Source organism: Coraliomargarita algicola (genome assembly GCF_033878955.1).
GTDB classification, from domain to species: Bacteria; Verrucomicrobiota; Verrucomicrobiia; order Opitutales; family Coraliomargaritaceae; genus Thalassobacterium; species Thalassobacterium algicola.
This window is the reverse complement of the sequence record NZ_CP138858.1, coordinates 3,061,615-3,079,111: the sequence shown is the minus strand read 5'-3', so window position 1 is coordinate 3,079,111 and position 17,497 is coordinate 3,061,615. Positions and strand designations below refer to the sequence as shown.

Annotated in this window: 15 protein-coding genes; 9 read left to right on the top strand and 6 right to left on the bottom strand. The window is 55.9% G+C overall.

Annotated elements, in window-relative coordinates; translation table 11 throughout:
- Nucleotides 1-296: 296 nt before the first annotated feature.
- The 3 genes from SH580_RS12500 to SH580_RS12490 all read left to right on the top strand — a co-directional run bounded on the left by SH580_RS12500 (nt 297) and on the right by SH580_RS12490 (nt 4,422).
- The gene (locus SH580_RS12500; protein ID WP_319831193.1) at nt 297-1,226 is read left to right on the top strand and encodes an aldose epimerase family protein; all 930 of its coding nucleotides are present in this window, start codon (nt 297-299) and stop codon (nt 1,224-1,226) included.
- A gap of 274 nt (nt 1,227-1,500) precedes the next feature.
- On the top strand, nt 1,501-2,946 hold the full coding sequence (gene trkA, locus SH580_RS12495) for a Trk system potassium transporter TrkA (protein ID WP_319831192.1): 1,446 nt from the start codon (nt 1,501-1,503) through the stop codon (nt 2,944-2,946).
- Nucleotides 2,947-2,949: 3 nt separating this feature from the next.
- The gene (locus tag SH580_RS12490; RefSeq protein WP_308951712.1) at nt 2,950-4,422 is read left to right on the top strand and encodes a TrkH family potassium uptake protein; all 1,473 of its coding nucleotides are present in this window, start codon (nt 2,950-2,952) and stop codon (nt 4,420-4,422) included.
- Nucleotides 4,423-4,589: 167 nt separating this feature from the next.
- On the opposite strand, the gene SH580_RS12485 is transcribed toward SH580_RS12490, so the two are convergent.
- The 3 genes from SH580_RS12485 to SH580_RS12475 form a co-directional block, all read right to left on the bottom strand.
- Nucleotides 4,590-4,898 (bottom strand): Smr/MutS family protein, encoded by a 309-nt coding sequence (locus tag SH580_RS12485; RefSeq protein WP_319831191.1) that lies wholly within the window; start codon nt 4,896-4,898, stop codon nt 4,590-4,592.
- Nucleotides 4,895-5,641: a hypothetical protein gene (locus SH580_RS12480; protein ID WP_319831190.1), complete on the bottom strand. Its 747-nt coding sequence runs from the start codon at nt 5,639-5,641 to the stop codon at nt 4,895-4,897. Before SH580_RS12480 ends, SH580_RS12485 begins: the two co-directional genes overlap by 4 nt.
- 532 nt (nt 5,642-6,173) lie before the next feature.
- A complete protein-coding gene (locus SH580_RS12475; protein ID WP_319831189.1) occupies nt 6,174-7,481 on the bottom strand; it encodes a DNA recombination protein RmuC in 1,308 nt (435 codons plus the stop codon).
- Between the two features lie 130 nt (nt 7,482-7,611).
- Between SH580_RS12475 and SH580_RS12470 the strand changes: the two genes are divergently transcribed.
- The 3 genes from SH580_RS12470 (at nt 7,612) to SH580_RS12460 (ending at nt 10,712) form a co-directional block, all read left to right on the top strand.
- Nucleotides 7,612-7,989, top strand: coding sequence for a hypothetical protein (locus SH580_RS12470; RefSeq protein WP_308951708.1), 378 nt, complete (start codon nt 7,612-7,614; stop codon nt 7,987-7,989).
- Nucleotides 7,990-8,122: 133 nt separating this feature from the next.
- Nucleotides 8,123-10,195: a TonB-dependent receptor gene (locus tag SH580_RS12465; protein ID WP_319831188.1), complete on the top strand. Its 2,073-nt coding sequence runs from the start codon at nt 8,123-8,125 to the stop codon at nt 10,193-10,195.
- Between the two features lie 82 nt (nt 10,196-10,277).
- Entirely contained in the window at nt 10,278-10,712 is a 435-nt protein-coding gene (locus SH580_RS12460) for a Fur family transcriptional regulator (protein WP_319831187.1), read from the top strand.
- Nucleotides 10,713-11,354: 642 nt separating this feature from the next.
- On the opposite strand, the gene SH580_RS12455 is transcribed toward SH580_RS12460, so the two are convergent.
- Both SH580_RS12455 and truA read right to left on the bottom strand, forming a co-directional pair.
- Nucleotides 11,355-11,846, bottom strand: coding sequence for a MerC domain-containing protein (locus SH580_RS12455; RefSeq protein WP_308984927.1), 492 nt, complete (start codon nt 11,844-11,846; stop codon nt 11,355-11,357).
- 140 nt (nt 11,847-11,986) lie between these two features.
- On the bottom strand, nt 11,987-12,727 hold the full coding sequence (gene truA, locus SH580_RS12450) for a tRNA pseudouridine(38-40) synthase TruA (protein ID WP_319831186.1): 741 nt from the start codon (nt 12,725-12,727) through the stop codon (nt 11,987-11,989).
- Between the two features lie 49 nt (nt 12,728-12,776).
- On the opposite strand from truA, the gene SH580_RS12445 reads away from it, so the two are divergent.
- From SH580_RS12445 to SH580_RS12435, 3 genes are read left to right on the top strand one after another with little or no spacing between them, the layout of a single operon-like run.
- Nucleotides 12,777-13,529: a sulfite exporter TauE/SafE family protein gene (locus tag SH580_RS12445; RefSeq protein WP_319831185.1), complete on the top strand. Its 753-nt coding sequence runs from the start codon at nt 12,777-12,779 to the stop codon at nt 13,527-13,529.
- Nucleotides 13,530-13,533: 4 nt separating this feature from the next.
- Nucleotides 13,534-14,121 (top strand): crossover junction endodeoxyribonuclease RuvC, encoded by a 588-nt coding sequence (gene ruvC / locus SH580_RS12440; protein WP_319831184.1) that lies wholly within the window; start codon nt 13,534-13,536, stop codon nt 14,119-14,121.
- A 16-nt stretch (nt 14,122-14,137) separates the two neighbouring features.
- Nucleotides 14,138-14,935 carry a sensor histidine kinase gene (locus SH580_RS12435; protein WP_319831183.1) on the top strand — a complete coding sequence of 266 codons (798 nt, stop codon included), beginning with the start codon at nt 14,138-14,140 and terminating at the stop codon, nt 14,933-14,935.
- Here SH580_RS12435 and SH580_RS12430 read toward each other — a convergent pair.
- On the bottom strand, nt 14,910-17,480 hold the full coding sequence (locus SH580_RS12430) for an O-antigen ligase family protein (protein ID WP_319831182.1): 2,571 nt from the start codon (nt 17,478-17,480) through the stop codon (nt 14,910-14,912). The two genes, SH580_RS12435 and SH580_RS12430, sit on opposite strands and share 26 nt — an antisense overlap.
- Nucleotides 17,481-17,497 lie beyond the last annotated feature (17 nt).

Below are 17,497 nucleotides of genomic sequence, written 5' to 3'. Positions count from 1 at the left end.
CATCCAACTTCCAATGGTGAATGTGGCACGGTGTGATCTTGGACGTTCGACGCTTTCATAAGACCAGATACGACGGACCGAACAGCAGCCCGCTTTCCGGAAGCTCCGCTCCACGCGGCCGGCTAAAGCCGGGACTCCAACCTTGGAGCACGCACGATTCAAGGTTGGAGTTCCGCTTTTAAGCGGCCGCGTGGATTCAGAACGTGACTGGCGTCACATCGCTACGGAATCCTGCGAGTCGTTTTGGCTGCGCTTTCGGCTTTCTTTTATCGGGGGGCTGTGCTTAGAACGGAGCGATGGAAACGATCGAATATAATGGGGTGCGCTTGCATCGCTGGAGCTGTGGGCCCTCGACCTTTTTGGCGCGCCCGGAACTGGGCGCACGCCTGATGAACTGGAATCTGGAAATGGCGGATGGCTCCATCCGTGATGTGATCCATTGGCCCGATGATGCGGACTATGATCGCTTCCCGAAGGTGCGGGGCGGCAATCCGATCTTGTTCCCCTTCTCGGCACGCACTTTCAACGAGGGGAAAATCGGTGAATGGAAGGATCCCAAGGGCGTGGTGCGGCCGATGCCAGTCCATGGCTTTGCGCGGGATGGGCAATTCGAAATGGTCGCGGCGGATGAGACCGGCTTTACCGCGGAACTGAAACCGAACGCGGCGGCTGCGGAGGCCTACCCTTTTAATTACCGCTTCACGGTGCGCTATGTCTTCGAAGCGACCTCGTTTAAGGTCTTTTTGCAGCTGGACAATTTGGGCGACGAAGCGATCCAATGGTCGGCGGGGCACCATTTTTACTTCACCCTGCCCTGGCATGAGGGACAGCAGCGCAGCGACTACCGCTTTGAAATTCCGGCCAAAAAATGCTTCACTCACGAGCCGGATGGCTCGCTGAAGCCGGCCCCGCGCGGCTGGAACAAGGACAAGTCGTTTGGGAATCCTGCCAATTGCGATCAAATCTACACTGCGCTCAAGGGCGACACGGCGGTATTCGGTCCCAACAGCGGCGACGAGGACATCGCGGTGCGCATATTGAACGACTCCGACACTCGCTCGCCTTGGAATGCCTTTGTGATATGGACGGAAGCGGCGGACAGCCCGTTTTACTGTGTGGAGCCGTGGATGGGCCCGCCAAATGCTCCGGAACACAAAAAAGGCCTGCATACAGTGCCCGCGGGCGCAAGTGCCCGCTTCGGAGTGGAAGTCGGCATGCAAGTCTAAGACGGCAGCTGAATTTGGGAACGTCGAACGTCCAATGGTGAATCGGCTTTATTCGATGTTCGATGTTAGACGTTCGATGTTCGACGTTCCCGCTGGCGGCGTGTATTGCAGGCGAGCGACGTGGCACTGACGGCGCGATGGAAGCCGAGGCTACGTAAGAGACGAACGCGGAACGCGGACTGAACATTGAACATCGAACATTGAACGCTGAACATCGAATAAGAAATTCAACATTCGATGTTGGACGTTGAACGTTCGACGTTCCTAGGTTCCCATGTTCCCACTGGCTCTGCTCAAGACGCCCAAAATCTGGGCTGAATATTACTCTGGAAATGCTGGGCAGGGGCGTCAATATGCGCGTTTTTCCTTTATGAAGATTATCATTATAGGCGCCGGAGAAGTCGGCCATAATTTGTGCACGACGCTGTCCGCAGCGGGGCACAACGTCACTCTCATCGAGCAATCGGAAGTGCGCTGTGAGAAGCTGGACGAGGAACAGAATGCGCGCATCATCACGGGCAACGGCAGCTCGGCGCGCCAGTTGGTGGATGTGGACGTGGCCTCCTGCGATGCCTTTCTGGCCATGACGAGTGATGACCGCACGAATGTGATCTCTTGCTCGCTGGCTAAGGGGCTGGGGGCCAAAAATACGATTGCCCGCATCCATGACGAAACCTTTAGCGACAACTCGGTGATCAATTATCAGCTGCACTTCGGAATCGACCTGCTGGTGAACCCAGAAGCGATTTGCGCGGTGGAGCTGGCCAAGGAGATCCGCAGTGCGGGCCGGGTGGCGGTGGAGAATTTTGCGCGTGGTCAAATCGAGGTGCAGCAGCAGCAGGTGGCGAAAAACTCGCGTCTGGTCGGCAAAAAGTTAAAAGACCTGAAACTGGACTCGCGGGTGCGGATCGGCTACGTGCAGCGCGATGGGCACTCGGAGGTGGCCAGTGCGGACACGATACTGGAGGCGGGCGACATGGTGACATTGTTTGGGCATCCGGAAGTGTTGTTTACCTTGCGCGAGCGCTTCGACCCGAAGCATAAGATCGACGTGGCGCGGGTGGTGCTCTTCGGAGGCAGTGAGACGGCGATCAGCCTGATCCGACTGCTGACGAATCCGCGCTTCAAGGTGCGGGTGATCGAAAAAGACAAGGCGAAGTGCCGCTCGCTGGCGGAGCGCTTTCCCGACATCACGGTGATTAATGGCGATGCGACCTCGCTGCGCTTACTGGAAGAGGAGCAAATCGGCAGTGCGGATTATTTTGTGGCCTGCACCAAGGATGACGAAGAAAACATCCTGACCTGTTTGCAGGCGGCCAAGCTGGGAGCGAATCATGTGCAGTTGGTCATCAATAAGGGGGACTACGACCAGTTGTTGGGCATTTTGAAAACGATGCTGGGCATCGAGGTGGTGGTCTCGCCGCGCCAAGCGACGGCGGAATTTATGCTGCGCAACTTGTCCGCGGACTCCAGTGCCACCTTGGCGACCGTGCCGGGCGGGGATGGCCAGATCGTGGAAGTGCGCATCAAGCACTCGAGCCCTTGCGTGGGCAAGATGGTGAAAGACATCCACCTGCCACCGGGAGCGGTCTTTGTGGCGCTCTTGCACAAATTCAAAGCGAAGGTGCCCGCCGCCGACGACATCATCCTGGCCGGCGACCGGGTGGTGGTGATCGTGAGTGAAGCACAACAAAAAGCCGTGATGGCGAGCTTGGTATAAATTGTGAATACTGCAATTATCTACAAACTGTTGAGCATGGTCTTGCTGGCCCTGGCGGTGGCCTTTGGGCTGTGCGCGGGAGCGGGGCTCCTGCTGGGCGAGTCCATCCACGACGATTCGATTCAGGCCTTTATCAGCACGGTGGGCATATCGATCAGCGTGGCCGCACTCTTCCACATGCTCGGCCGCAAGGGGGAAGCGAAACTGTTTCGGCGCGAGGCCCTGTGCGCGATTGGGCTGGCATGGATCCTGGCGACACTCATCGGTGCCCTGCCCTATGCATTGACGGAGACGCATGGCAGCTTCTCGGATGCAATTTTTGAAAGCGCCTCGGGGCTCACCACCACCGGGGCGACCGCCTATTCCAACTTTTATGAGTTTCCCAAGAGCTTGCTGCTGTGGCGCTCGCTGAGTCAGTGGGTGGGCGGCTTGGGTGTAGTGGTATTTTTCGTGGCCATCTTGTCCTCGCTGGGGGCCGGCGCGAAAATTTTGTTTAGTAATGAGTCCTCGGGCACCTCGTCGGACTTCGACCACGGCCGCATTCAGAGTGGCGCCTTTCAGCTGATGCTCTTCTATGTGGGGATTTCTCTGGTGTGCACGATCGCATATAAAGTCGGCGGCATGGACTGGTTTCAGGCGATCAATCACTCGATGACCACCATCTCGACCGGAGGCTTCAGCACCGAGCCGATGAGCATGGAACAATTTCAAAGCCCGGTCTTGGAGTGGCTCTCGATCGTATTCATGGCGCTCAGTGGCACCACTTTTGTGTATATGATCCGACTAATACGGGGGCAGACGCATATATTAAAGCAAAACCACGAGGTCTATTGGTTTTATGCCATCGTGATTGGCAGCACACTGCTACTCATGGTGTTCCTGATTGACCTGACCGGCCAACTGCCCGATCACAACATGCTACGAGTGGCGGCCTTCCAAGCGGTCTCGATCATCACCACCACCGGCTATTCCACTACGAATTTTGACACCTGGCTGCCGCCGGCCAAGATGACCTTGCTACTGATCATGTTTGTGGGCGGCTGCTCCGGCTCCACCAGTGGCGGGGTGAAGGTGGTGCGGATCGTAATCGCGCTGCGGGCTGCGATGCGCAGTATCACGCACGCCTACCGGCCGAATATCACCATTCCGATGCGCATGGGCGGACAGACGCTGAGCGAGCGCGCCATTCATAGTGTGGTGCTCTTTGTGATCTTAATGACCGCGCTGCAGCTGCTGGCCATGCTGTTTGTCTCGGCCAATGAGCCGCACCTGTCCTTTATGGGGGTGTTTTCCAGCGTGCAAGCGACCCTGTTTAACATCGGCCCCGGCTTCATGGAAGTCGGCCCCGCCGAGAATTTTCAGTTTCTGCGCAGCAGCACCAAGATCTTTCTATCGCTATTAATGATTTTGGGACGCTTGGAGCTATACGCGGTGCTGGTGCTGTTTATGCCCTCGGCTTGGAAACGCTTTTCCTAGGAAACGAGAGAACGGAGGAGGCATTGAACGTCCAACGCTCAACGTCCAATGGTGAATTGCGATCAGGGCTGCGGGAGACTAGCACCCGTCTGACGAGACTCTCCACTCGCTTTGAACGCCCGATGACGTAGTCCTACATTCAAAATTCGATGTTGGACGTTCGATGTTCAACGTTCCTTAATTCCTTCCTTCTTCCAGCGGAGCTGCACTACGGTGGCGCCCCAACTGCCTTCGCTCTGGTCGGCTAGCTGGAAACTCTTAACGCGTGTGTCGCGCCTTAAAAGTGTGTGCACAGTCTCGCGCAGGGTGCCGATGCCTTTGCCGTGGATGATGCGGATGCGGTGATAGCCTTTTTCCAAAGCGAGCTCGATGTAATCGGGTATTAGGTCGCCGAGCTCAGAGGGTCGGAAGGTGTGGAGGTCCAGCACGCCGTTGATTTCAAACTCGATGGGGTCGTCGTTGGGCTCTTGATTCATGATTGGTAGGCGCTGCTAAAACGCCATTGGCTCGGTGATGCGCAGAGTTTAGCTTTAACAGGGTTTTGCTCGATGTAGTCGATCACATCGTGAAAGTGTTTTTCGTTACGGATATAGCGGTCCCAGTATTCTGAATGCCATAACGGTGACTTGTCGGACGTATTCGCTGCGGGAGCTGACTCCGACGTGGGGCAACTCAGGAGAGTTGCGTTCCCGGGCTCGCGAATCTCCGTATTCGCTGCGGCGGCTGACTCCGACGCGGAGCAACTCAGGAAAGTTGCGTTCCCGGGCTCGCGAATCTCCGTATTCGCTGCGGCGGCTGACTCCGACGCGGAGCAACTCAGGAGAGTTGCATTCCCGGGATCGCGAATCTCCGTATTCGCTCTTAGCCATTTTTTGATCTCAGTGGCTGTATACTTTTTCCATGAAGCTAGCGTTTCAGCCATTGTCCACCCTGCCATGGGTTGAAATAAGACATGGAAGTGGTTGGGCATGACCACCCACGCATATAAACGATAACGCTCACCATCAAAAAAATGAAATGCGCCTTCCACGATCTGGGCTAAGGCGGGTTCCTTTAATATACAGGAACCATAACCGGCATCAATCCACGCATGTAAGCGCTTTCTGCGCTCGATCGCTCGCGCTTCGTCGGGAAGGCTCTGAATCGCTTGATCGATGCGCTCGATCGCAGATTGAGGTAAGCTGTCCGATAAGTGCACGGTGACGTGCTGTGTGCTCACCTGGCTTTCAAAATGAGGCAAGTAACCTCTTGAATGCCAGACGCCAGGGCTGTTGGGGTCTGGCGACGATTGAGACACTTGATTGGGGCTGAAGGAGGGACGGGCGTCAATGAGCAATGACTCGCTTAAACTTAACTTAGGCTGTGAATGAACGTTATGTAAAGATCGCTGAATGGCAATGGTGGAATGCGCGCTGACTCCGACGCGCGGCAACTCGGGAGAGTTGCGTTCCCAGGCTCGCGAATCTCCGCATTCGCTGCGGCAACTGACTCTGACGTAGGGCAACTCAGGAGAGTTGCGTTCCCGGGATCGCGAATCTCCGTATTCGCTGCGGCGGCTAACTCCGACGCGCGGCAACTCGGGAGAGTTGCATTCCCGGGCTCGCGAATCTCCGCATTCGCTGCAGCGGCTGACTCCGACGCGGAACAACTCGGGAGAGTTGCATTCCCGGGCTCGCGAATCTCCGCATTCGCTGCGGCGGCTGACTCCGACGTAGGGCAACTCAGGAGAGTTGCGTTCCCGGGCTCTGCCACTAGTCGCCTTGTGGCAGGATTGGGATCTTTTCGATGCCTTTTGGCTCGGGGAGGGGCTCGGGGGCGGCACTGTCTAAGGCTTCAAACTTCCGAGCTGTTACCACTAGGCGACTTTCGATGGAGTTGAGCGTTTTATTATAGTGACCGACGGATTGTTCGAGGCTTTTGCCGAGCTTAGTAAAGTGGCCGGTGACGACGCTGATGCGCTGGTAGAGCTCTTTGCCCAGGGCAGCGATCTCCTTGGCCTCGCGGGCGATGGCTTCTTGCTGCCAGCCGAAGGCGATCGCTTTGAGCAGTGCAATGAGCGTGGTGGGCGTGGCGAGGATGACCTTGTTGTCCACTCCCAGCTCAATCAGTGCGGGGTCTTGCTCCAACGCGGCGCTGAAGATGGTTTCGTTGGGTATGAAGAGCACGACAAACTCGGGCGTATTCTCAAACTGAGTCCAATACGACTTGGCGGAGAGCCCCTTGATGTGCTCGCGGATGTGGCGTGCGTGCGCCTGCATGCGAGCGGTCTGCACAGCGGGGTCGTCGGCTTCGAGGGCGTCGAGGTAGGCGGCCAGCGGCACCTTGGAATCGACCACCACTTGGCGGCCGTTGGGTAGATTGATCAACATGTCGGGGCGCTGACGCTGGCCATCGGCGATATCGACCGAGGCCTGTTCTAAGAAATCCACCCGATTGACCATGCCCGCCATTTCGACGGTGCGACGCAGTTGCATTTCGCCCCACTGGCCTCGCACTTGTGGGGCACGCAGCGCCTGCACTAGACTCCCCGTAGTCTTGCTGAGTTTCGCTTGTGACTCAGCTAGCTGCTGGAGTTGCTGTTGCAGGCTAGCATCAGTCGCGGTGCGACGTGTCTCGATGCGCTCCACCCGTTCGTTAAAGGCTTTGAGCGCTAGGCTGACAGGCTCGACAGTTTGGTGAATCGCCGCCTGCCGCTTATCTAAATCACCCAGTGCATTCGCTTGATACTTCTCCAGTGCAGTCTTCGCCAGGCTCAGAAAAGACTCATTGTTTTTAGCCAGTGCCTCCGAAGAAAGCACCTTGAAACTCTCCTGCAAACGAGTTTGCGCATCCTGAAGCAGTGCTAATTTTTCCGCAGCAGCACGGAGTTCTGCCTCGCGTTGCGCTTCCAACCGGGCCAAGGCCTGCTCGGCTGCACCCTGGGCCGCACGCACAGCATCGCACTCCGCTTCTAGCGCATTCACTGAGCGCTGAGTACGCTTGAGAACTGAGCTGAGAGCGAGGTAGATAATCGCCGCCCCCAGCACGACACCACACAGTAGCGTGAGAAGTATTTCCATAAGGAATATTCAGCGCGCTTTGCCGTAACTGGCAACGGCAATTCTGCGATAAGACATTTTTATCGCAAATTACTTGCATTAGTAAAAGAAACGCGCTTCATGCTGACACAACCAATCAATACCTGATCACATGTTAAGCAGCAAACAATCCAAGCACCCCATCACCCGATTACTCTCGGGTGCATTGGTCGTATTGATTGTGCTGCTCACACTCGCCTCGAGTAGTGCAGACCTGCATGATTACCTACACGGCAAGCAGAACTGTGAGCATGCCTGCGCGGGGCAAGACGATGCTGCGGATGACAAGCGATCTAACTCCGAAAATGACACACACGTCTGTGCGGTCACATTTCTAGCGACTGGTTGCAGTGCAATCATACCGCTCACTACACCAGAGCGGACAAACCAGCTATTATCGACCGTATCCATCGAAATGGAAAGTCTCTGGTGTGGCCAAGCCCCGATCCGGCTTCATTCACGTGCCCCGCCTTTGAGTCCTCTTGTTTAAGTCCAGACGACCGATGCCAACGCACTTTTCGAAGAAAGCGCGATAACATGGTCAGGGCTCGCCTCCCGGAAGCCGGCTCGCCGGTCAAACAAGTCAGTACTCATATCACATGCAATTTCATCAAAAGCTTTCAATGAGCGCTCTCGCGTGCGCTCTTACAACACTTCACGCGGACAATAATTCAGTCGCCAATACGCCCATTTACGAGCTCAAGGAGTATATCGTCTCCGCAGGACCCGTCGCTCGGGCAATCGAAGATTATAGCAGCCCTTTCACCTCGCTCGACGAAGCCGCCATTCGAAAAGAAGGTGGCAGCAGTCTCGGTGAGCTGCTCGATGGACAAGCTGGTGTGACCGCGACCAGCTTTGGTGGCGGTGCCAGCCGTCCGATCATTCGCGGCTTTGACGGCCCACGCGTGCGCATTCTGGAGGCTGGACTCGGCTCACTCGATGTGTCTGAAACCAGCCCCGACCACGCCGTATCCGTGGAGCCACTACTCACGGACCGCGTAGAAATACTACGTGGCCCCTCCACCCTGCTCTACGGCAGCTCCGCTATCGGCGGAGTCGTCAATGTTATGGGCAAAGAAATCCCACGCGAACGCGTCGATTCGAAAGGCTACGAAGGGGCCATCGAAACCCGCTACGATAGCGTATCCAACGGAGAGACCCACCTCGGCTACGGCACCATCGGCGGCGAACACTGGACACTCAGCGTGACAGGCCTCAAACGAAATGCCGACAACTATGAAATCGCCGGCGACGCCGAAGCCTTCCACGAAGAAGAGCACGATCATGACGATGATGAGCACGAAGAAACGAGCAGTGACGAACTAGGCAGTAGCTTCGTCGAAACTGACTACTACTCCGTAGGCAGTAGCTGGTTCTTTGGCGAGCAGAACTATATCGGCGCGTCTTTCTCATCTTACAACTCGAACTATGGCGTGCCAGGACATGAGCACGAACATGAGGAAGACGATCATGACCATGACGACGAGGACGAACACGCAGAAGAGGGCGTGGCCATCGATCTCGAACGCAAGCGCTTCGATCTGGAACTCGCAATCTTCGAGCCGATTGCCTGGATCGAGGCTGCTCGCGTCCGCTTCGGATACACCGACTACCAGCACATCGAGCTTGAAGGCGATGAAACAGGCACCGTATTCGAACGTGATGGCTTGGAGCTGCGAGCCGAAGCGGCGCACTACGAATGGTCAATCATCGACGAGGGCATCGTTGGTATTCAGATCTCTGATACCGAATTCGAAGCCACAGGCGAAGAGGGCGCCGCCTTCGGCCCTGCCACTCAAACTCGCAATCAAGCCATCTTCATCAGCGAACACATTCACCACGGCGATTGGCATTATGAGTTCGGCGGTCGACTAGAAACCCAGCAAATCAATGCGGCTGGCACCACCGACTACAGCGACATGGCCATGAGCCTAGCCGTAGGCATCATCTACGACATCAATGAGCGCAACTCGCTCGCACTCTCCTTACAACGCTCACAGCGCCATCCCACCTCCACCGAACTCTATGCTGACGGCGAACACATCGTCACTAGCCAATATGAGCGTGGGGATGCAAACTTAGGGCTGGAAACCGCCTACGGCGTAGATCTGACCTATCGCTATCAAGGAAACAAGTGGGAAGCGAGCGCATCGCTCTTCTACACCTACTTCGAGGATTACATCTACGCGGCTGAAGCCGACGCAACCGCGCTCGGTATTGTGAGCGAACTGGATGTCTACGCCTACGACCATGTAAATGCCAACTTCTATGGATTTGAAGCAGAGTTAAACCGCATCCTCTTTCGCTCAGAAGATAGCCAATTACAAGTCGGCCTGATGAGTGACTTCGTGCGGGCAGAAAATCGTGACGGCAACGATAACTTACCCCGCATCCCTCCCCTACGGATGGGCGGAAAGATCCAGTGGGCTCATGGCAAGTGGGATGCCGGCTTACTGCTACGTCATGCGTTCGAGCAAAACGACACCGCGCCGCTGGAAACCGAAACCGATGCTTACACCGAACTCAAAGCAGACCTCGCTTATACCTTCCAGCTCGGCAGCGGTATCGATCTGACACTCTTTGCCCAGGCCAACAATTTGCTGGATGAAGAAATCCGACATCACACCTCCTACATCAAGGACGTAGCCCCACTGCCCAGGCGTAATGTCACAATCGGCGCACGCATGGAGTTTTAATCCCCCCGCGCGAAAACCGCGACTTTCAAAAGAGCTTGATCGGACTGAATATCCGATCAGGCTCTTTTTTTAGGGAAGCCGCATGAGTATAGAAAAACCAGAGTTATTGGACATCATCCTGGAACGCCTCAAGGCGACTGGCGGCCGCATGACAAAAAAACGCGAATGCGTGCTCGGGGCACTCCTGAGTATGGATCGTCCGGCCAGCGCGGAAGAAATACGCGAACGCGGGCAGCTGCCCGCGTCTGATTTGGTGACTGTCTACCGCAACCTGGAAACCTTTGAAAAGCTCGGCGTGCTGCAACGCGTGCCCTTGGAAAACGGCACCCACCTCTTCGAACTGACAGCGCCCGACGAGCACTACCACCACCTGATTTGCCGCGAGTGCCACAAAGCCGAGCGGCTGGATGTCTGTGTCGGGCACGAAGTCGTGAAACGCGCCCAAGCGCACGGCTACTCACAGATCGCCCACATGATGGAAGTCTATGGCGTGTGCGACGAGTGCGCGAAGCCCTAGCCGCGCGGCCCTCCTCCACGACCACCACCCCGGTTCAGAGAACCGAGGCCAGTGCACCGTAGCCGCTTGAAGACTCATGTCTTGAGGCAGATTGAACGTTGAACGTCCAACATCGAACGTCCAATGATGAATCTCTGATGGGTGCGCTATTTCATTCAACTTAGACAAAGCAGTCAGAAGACAGATGTCATACCACTTCTAAGAATATATGATCTATAAGCTTGGGCTTTGCGTAGCCTCGAAACTTTGTTTCGGGGGCGATCGGCATCGCCCCGGTTCAGAGAACCGAGGTTACAAAAGACATATCTATTAGGACCAAACTTTTTTCGAATGGATATCAGAGGCAAGAGATGAATATCAATCAGTGATGGCACTTCCTGTCTCGCAAAATGACGCATGCCGTGATTTTCATAACTGACTGATTCACAGTGACTGGCTTCTGTTTTCAGACCTCTGGCTTCCAGCTTTTGAATCAAGGTTCATTATTCGAAGTTGGACGTTCGATGTTCGACGTTCGACGTTCCCAATCCCCACCGCTCCCCGGTTCAGAGAACCGAGGCCACCGCCTCCTCCACCCCGGTTCAGAGAACCGAGGCCACTGCACCGTTTTGGGGAGCGGCGTGAGTCGCGCTGGTCTCAGCTCTAATCGTGCTGGCAACGACGCTTGCGGCACAGCCGGAAGTTGCGAATATGCGCGCTCGCTAGAGTCAAGCCGCCCAGCGTATTGATCCATGCCGCGCTGTGCAGTGGAGCGGGCTCTGCTAGCACATCGCCCGCGCAAGCTGAACAATGCGCCGCTTCATTCGCCGCCTCCATCTGCCCCGCACTGTGCAAACGCTCCTGCACCAGGGAAAAAACTAAAATCGAAAGACCGATGGCGCTGAATACCGCCACCCAGCGGTCCTTGTGCTGACGACAACCCATAAAAACTGCAAAACCTGTCGTCGGCAGCACCAGCAGAATCATCCATAAATGGAAATCCTCATGCACAAAAAAGCTCGTCGCGATGATCGGTAACGCGATCACGAGAATCGGCGTCAACAAGCAATGGAAGGCGCAAACCGCTGCCATTCCTATCGCAAGGTGATCGAGCCAGCCGTGGCTACGGCATGTACTTACTGTCGCATTTTCCATAGATAGACGCGACTGTTATCAAGAAGTCCTTTATTGCAAGTTTCTTTCAATAAAAAAACTTATCCAAAAAGAGACCTTTTGCCGGCGCCGTCACCCGTGCTTCGCTCTTCGAGCTACGCAGGGCACAGCGCCCTCCTCACCTAAGGATAGAATACCTTATCCAAAAATAGACCCTTGGCGGGCGCGGTCACGATGCGGTGGGTGCGTTCTTTAGAGGCAAGAATTTCTGCGATATCAGCAGGACTCAGTTGCCCCCGGCCGACCGAGTGCAGTGCGCCTGCGAAGCTGCGCACCATGCGATAAAGAAAGCCACTGCCTTCGGCATCCAGGCGCAGGTGCTTACCGCTCTGCTTGATCTGCAGCCGAGTGACGGTTTTGACCGTGTTGGGATCGCTATCCTTACCATGGCTGGCGCTGTAGGCCGAAAAATCGTGAGTGCCGACCAGAATGTCGGCGGCCGCTTGCATCGCCTCGACGTCCAGTGGCAGATCGCGGCAGGCCCAGACGTAGCGATCGTCGATCGGGTCCGCACGGCCCAGATAGTAGCGATACAGGTAGCGCTTACCAGTCACAGAGAAGCGCGCATGAAAGTCCTCGCTCACCTGCTTGACCGAATGAATCTTCAAGGAAGTCGGCAAGATCGAGTGCAAGGCACGTATCAGCTTTTCCGGAGCGTGCGCCCAATCGGCATCAAAGTGGAAGCACTGCCCACGCGCATGCACGCCCGCATCGGTGCGGCCGCTGCCCTGCAGTTGAATCGGCTGGTCAAAGATCTGCGAGAGCGCGCGCTCGAGATAATTTTGCACAGCTTCGCCGCCCGGCTGGCGCTGCCAGCCATCAAAATCGGTGCCATCATAGGCGCATATACATTTCCATCGCATAGATTGAAGCACTCTTGCCAAAGCGGCGCGGAATGCAAGGCTCGCGACGATGGACACACTCGAACTATGGCAATATGGACTGATCGCTCTGGGCGCCTTCTTAGTGGGCTTGGGCAAGGGCGGCCTGCCCGGCGTCGGCAATATCACGGTGGTGCTAATGGCGCTGGCACTGCCGCCCAAGGCATCGGTGGGCATCTTACTGCCAATTTTAATTTCGGCCGACATCATCGCGGTGATCGTCTACCGTCGTCATGCCGAATGGCGCTACATCTGGAAACTCGCCCCGTGGATGCTGACAGGCATTGTGATCGGCTACTTTGTGTTCAGCCGCGTCGACGATGCGCAGGTGCGCTTTTTAATCGGGCTGATCCTACTCAGCATGACCGGGGTGCACTTTTACCGCAAATGGTTACGCCGCCATGCGACCGAAATCGACACCCTACCTCACCATCCCGTATTTATCAGCAGCACTGGCATCATTGGCGGCTTTGCCACCATGGTCGCCAACGCCGCGGGTCCAGTGGCCGCGCTTTACTTCATCGCCTCCGGTCTGCCGAAATATGCTTACATTGGCACCTCGGCCTGGTTCTTCTTACTCGCGAACCTAGTGAAAGTGCCACTGATGGTGGACTTACAAATCATCGATTTCGCCTCGATTCGTTTCAGCGCCAGCTTTATGCTCTATTCAGTGATGGGTGCTGCAATCGCACCAATGATCGTGAAACACATCAATCAAAAGCTGTTTGAATACTTGATCTGGTTCTTTGTAATCGTGGGCGGTATCAAACTCATTATTCCCTAAAGCCATGGCCAGTAACTCAACACGAAAACTATGGGCGGCGCACATCGCCCGCGGCGGAAAGGCCGCAGGCGCCAAGCAGGCGCCCACACGGGTCACACTGGGCCGGAGTTTTCGCGGGCGGGTGTTAGGCATCGACCCCAGCTTACGCGGCAGTGGCTTTGCGGTGCTCGACTACAGCGCCGATGGCACAGCCCGTATATTGGAAGCCGCCACCTTGAAACTACACCGCAGTCTCTCGATGCCGGAGTGCTTGGGCGCGATTGGCAATCAAGTGGACGATTTCTTAAATCAACACTCCGTCGACCATGTCGCCGTGGAGCAAACCATCTACGTGCAAAACTTTCAGACCGCGCAAATCCTAGGAGCAGCCCGGGGCGCGGCCATCGGCACCGCCGCCATGCGCGGGCTGCCCGTATTCGAATATGCACCGCTACGCATCAAACAGGCCGTGGTCGGCATGGGACGCGCCAGTAAGGAGCAAGTCGCCCGCACCATTCAAAACATAACCGGCACCAATTTCGAACTACGCTTCGACGAGTCCGATGCGGCCGCGGTTGCGCTCTGTCATGCCTTTACATGGCGAGAAGAATAAGTATCGTCGGCCCAATATGGATTCAAATACCCCGCCGACACAGTTTAATGGATACCCGCTAGACAGCTCCAACGGCTTTATCCATGGCAGCCCAACGGATGAGGAAATACGCCTGCAGGCGCTCAACCACTCAAAAGATAAATTGCTCTCGCTGGTGGGCCATGACTTGCGCTCAGCGATTGGCGGCGTGCTAGGCATCGTCCGGATGCTGGACCAGCGACTCGAACAAAACGACATCGAAGAGGCCAAACGTCTCAGCGGACTCATCTACAAGGCGGGCCAAGATGCGGAAGATCTGCTCAAAGATTTGGTCGCCTGGACGCGCAACTCGGGCCAAGAGCTCAAGTTTCGCCTCGAATCCATCGATATTTTGCAGCTACTCAACACTGAGGTCGACCGCTTACACGCAGTGGCGCATCAGAAAAAACAACGCATTAAAATCGATGCCTTCGACTCAGGCATCATCCGTGCCGACCCCTACATGCTACAAGCGATCTTTCGCAACCTATTGACCAATGCGATCAAGTTTTCCCACCAAGGCGGCGAGATTAAAGTCTGCATCTATCGCCAACCGGGGCTATGGGAGTTTCAGGTTAAAGACAAGGGCGTCGGCATGACAGAAGATACTCAGGCACTCTTGCTTAAGATCGACGGTCGCAAACAAAAGAGCGGTACCTCCGGCGAAATGGGCTCAGGCTTCGGCCTATTGCTCTGTGAAGATTTCATTCAGCGCCACGGTGGACACCTAACCTGGGAATCCGCGACCGGCGAAGGGACGACCTTTTCCTTTACGATCCCTGAGCTACTGGGTTAGCGGCGTCATCCCGTCCCCACAGCCTCTCCAAATATTTCTCAAAAGAATACCAGCTCTCAATATAATCCTGCAACTGGTAGAGACACTCCGCGCGCCAGTAGTAGAGATACAAGGGTGGCTGAGGCGTCTCAAGCAGTCGGTCCAAAACAGACAGGGCTTTTTCATATTCCTGTCCCTCCAAATAAATCGAAATGAGAGTCGCGCCCTTCATCCGGTCTCCGGAATCAACCGCATATTCACGCGTCAAACGTGCCATCGACACTTCTTCCAGGTTCACCTTCACTGCCGGGATTTCAGGCACCTCGACATGCTCACGAATCTGTTGAATCGCCTGCTGGAATTTCGCCTGATCCTTTAATAACAAAGACCACAGCCACCAGCGATTGGCCAAGGAATCTTCATAGCTTTGTAAGAACGCTTCGGCCAAATTCAAGTCTCCGTGCTGGATCCAATTTTCCACAATTTCAGTGCGCAGTTTTACGTTGTAAGCTTTCAACCCGGCATCCTTCGCGAGTTCACGCGCCATCTCCCGCTGTAGTTCCCGTCCACGCAGAGAACATAAAAAGAATGCACGATAGTAAGGGTCCACTTCCGACAGACGGGCCATACGCTCCTGCAGCCTTGAAGACTCACTGGCCTGCTGCAGCATGCTCGAGTAAGTGCGATCTTTATCCTCAATTTCTCGCAACAAGGTCTCTCGCCATGCCCCCACCACGCGTTCTGGATCATAGGGCAACCAAGCGCGCCCCTCGGCCTGACTCACCACGCCCAAAACCGGCTCGACGAAACGCGCACGGCGAAAATCTGCATCGGCCTGCTCCAGATCCCGCGTATCCTGCAACCGAAGTTGCGCACGCAGCGAATAAGCCCGCCAGTCAAGAGGACGCTGGGCGACCCAGCTATCCGCGACTGCTGTCGCATTCGCGAAATCCGCCTCAGACGGTCGCTCCGGGGGCTTCGTGCCCTCCGACAGCTGCGCCTCTAAGGTAGCCTGCGCCTGTGACAATTTAACTGCTGAGTAAAACGGTGCATTGAAAAGTCCTGCCGCCAACCAGAGTAAGCCGAACAAAATCAATAATGCGCCCGAAGCTCGCCAGAACAGTTTGGGAAGATGGGTGGCCGCTCGCGTGCGTGTCGGCAATGCCAACGCCGCCAACAAAATCGCAAAGTACATCGTACCGGGGCGGTGCCATGGCACATCGAATAAGCCGTTCAAGGCAAAGATGATCACCGCGATCAGAGCCAGCAAACGATAACTCGCACTGGCCCCCTCCAGCATGCCACGGCAACGCTTGGCATAGGCGAATAGAAAGATCGCAAAGAAAACAAGCGCCAGCAATCCGCCCTCAGACGCAAGCCATAAAAGATCGCTCTTCGGCTGAGCCACAGTCTGAAAATTAGCAGAAGCCTCACGATACTGAGGGAACACAGCCGAAAACGAGCCCAGCCCAAAACCACTCAATGGCGCAGCCAACACCATGTCCGTCGCATCCGCATATACGGGCAGTCGCAAGCGATCATTCAACTGCGTGTCAGTGCGTACGAGATCCAGCATACGCTGCACGCTGCGATCATTATTCACGAGCACTACGCCGAATATCAGCACCACCAGAGGGAAGCCGAACTTAAACGCACGTGGCAAAGAGCGTGAGCGTATACTACAAACAAACCACAATGCGATGCCGGAAAAATACAGTAACAGCCCCACACAGGCCCCTGACACAAGTAAGCCGGCGAAACAAAGCACAGTTGCCGGCACCCCGATTAGAGGCACCAAGTTGCGCGAACGCAGCCCTTCGATGGAATAGATAAAAGTGGCGATGCCAGCGATCGCCAGCAGACTAGCCGTCAGCTTGGGATCTTTGAAATAGCTAAAGACAGCCACTTCCCCCGCGGCGGGGTAACGCGCGCCCATTAGGTTGCCCCAAAGCACAAATCCCGCGAGCCCACAAACGAGTATCGACAATCCAAAATACAACCAACGGCGCCCCGATAGATTCACAGGCCACTGCAAGGCCGCATACAACCAGCCAAAGCCCGCCAACGTCAGCAACCAAGCCTCAAAACTCAACCAAGGCTGCACCGACAAAGTCGCGGGCAAATCAATACCGAGTGCGGCTGCTTCCTCTCGCCAAGCGGCAGACGGCCAATAAAACTGCGGCACAAAGGCCAGCAGCAAGCACAGCAATAGGCCCACGAAACCAAAATCCCCGAGCTTCCCCAGCCCCTTGCTGGGAGGCTTGATCACCAAGGCGATGCCCGGCAACAACAGTGCAAATGCTAAAGCCACTGCATTATAGCCCCCACCGAGTGCGATTAAGAGCATCACACTCAAAAATGCGCCTAGAAACAGCTTAAACGCAGGCGGTGGCCCCGGCGGTTTGGGCAAGCTAATCATTCTGCGCGAAGCCACTGGAGGCGGCGCGAAAGATTCCGTCGGCGCGACCCGCTTCGAGGATGCATGCTTGCGGGCTCCCTTGGCGGGAGGCCCCATGTGTCGCCGCTTCAATGAGTGACGACGATGCTTAGCTGAACTCGGCTCCATTGCTGATCGAAAGTAGA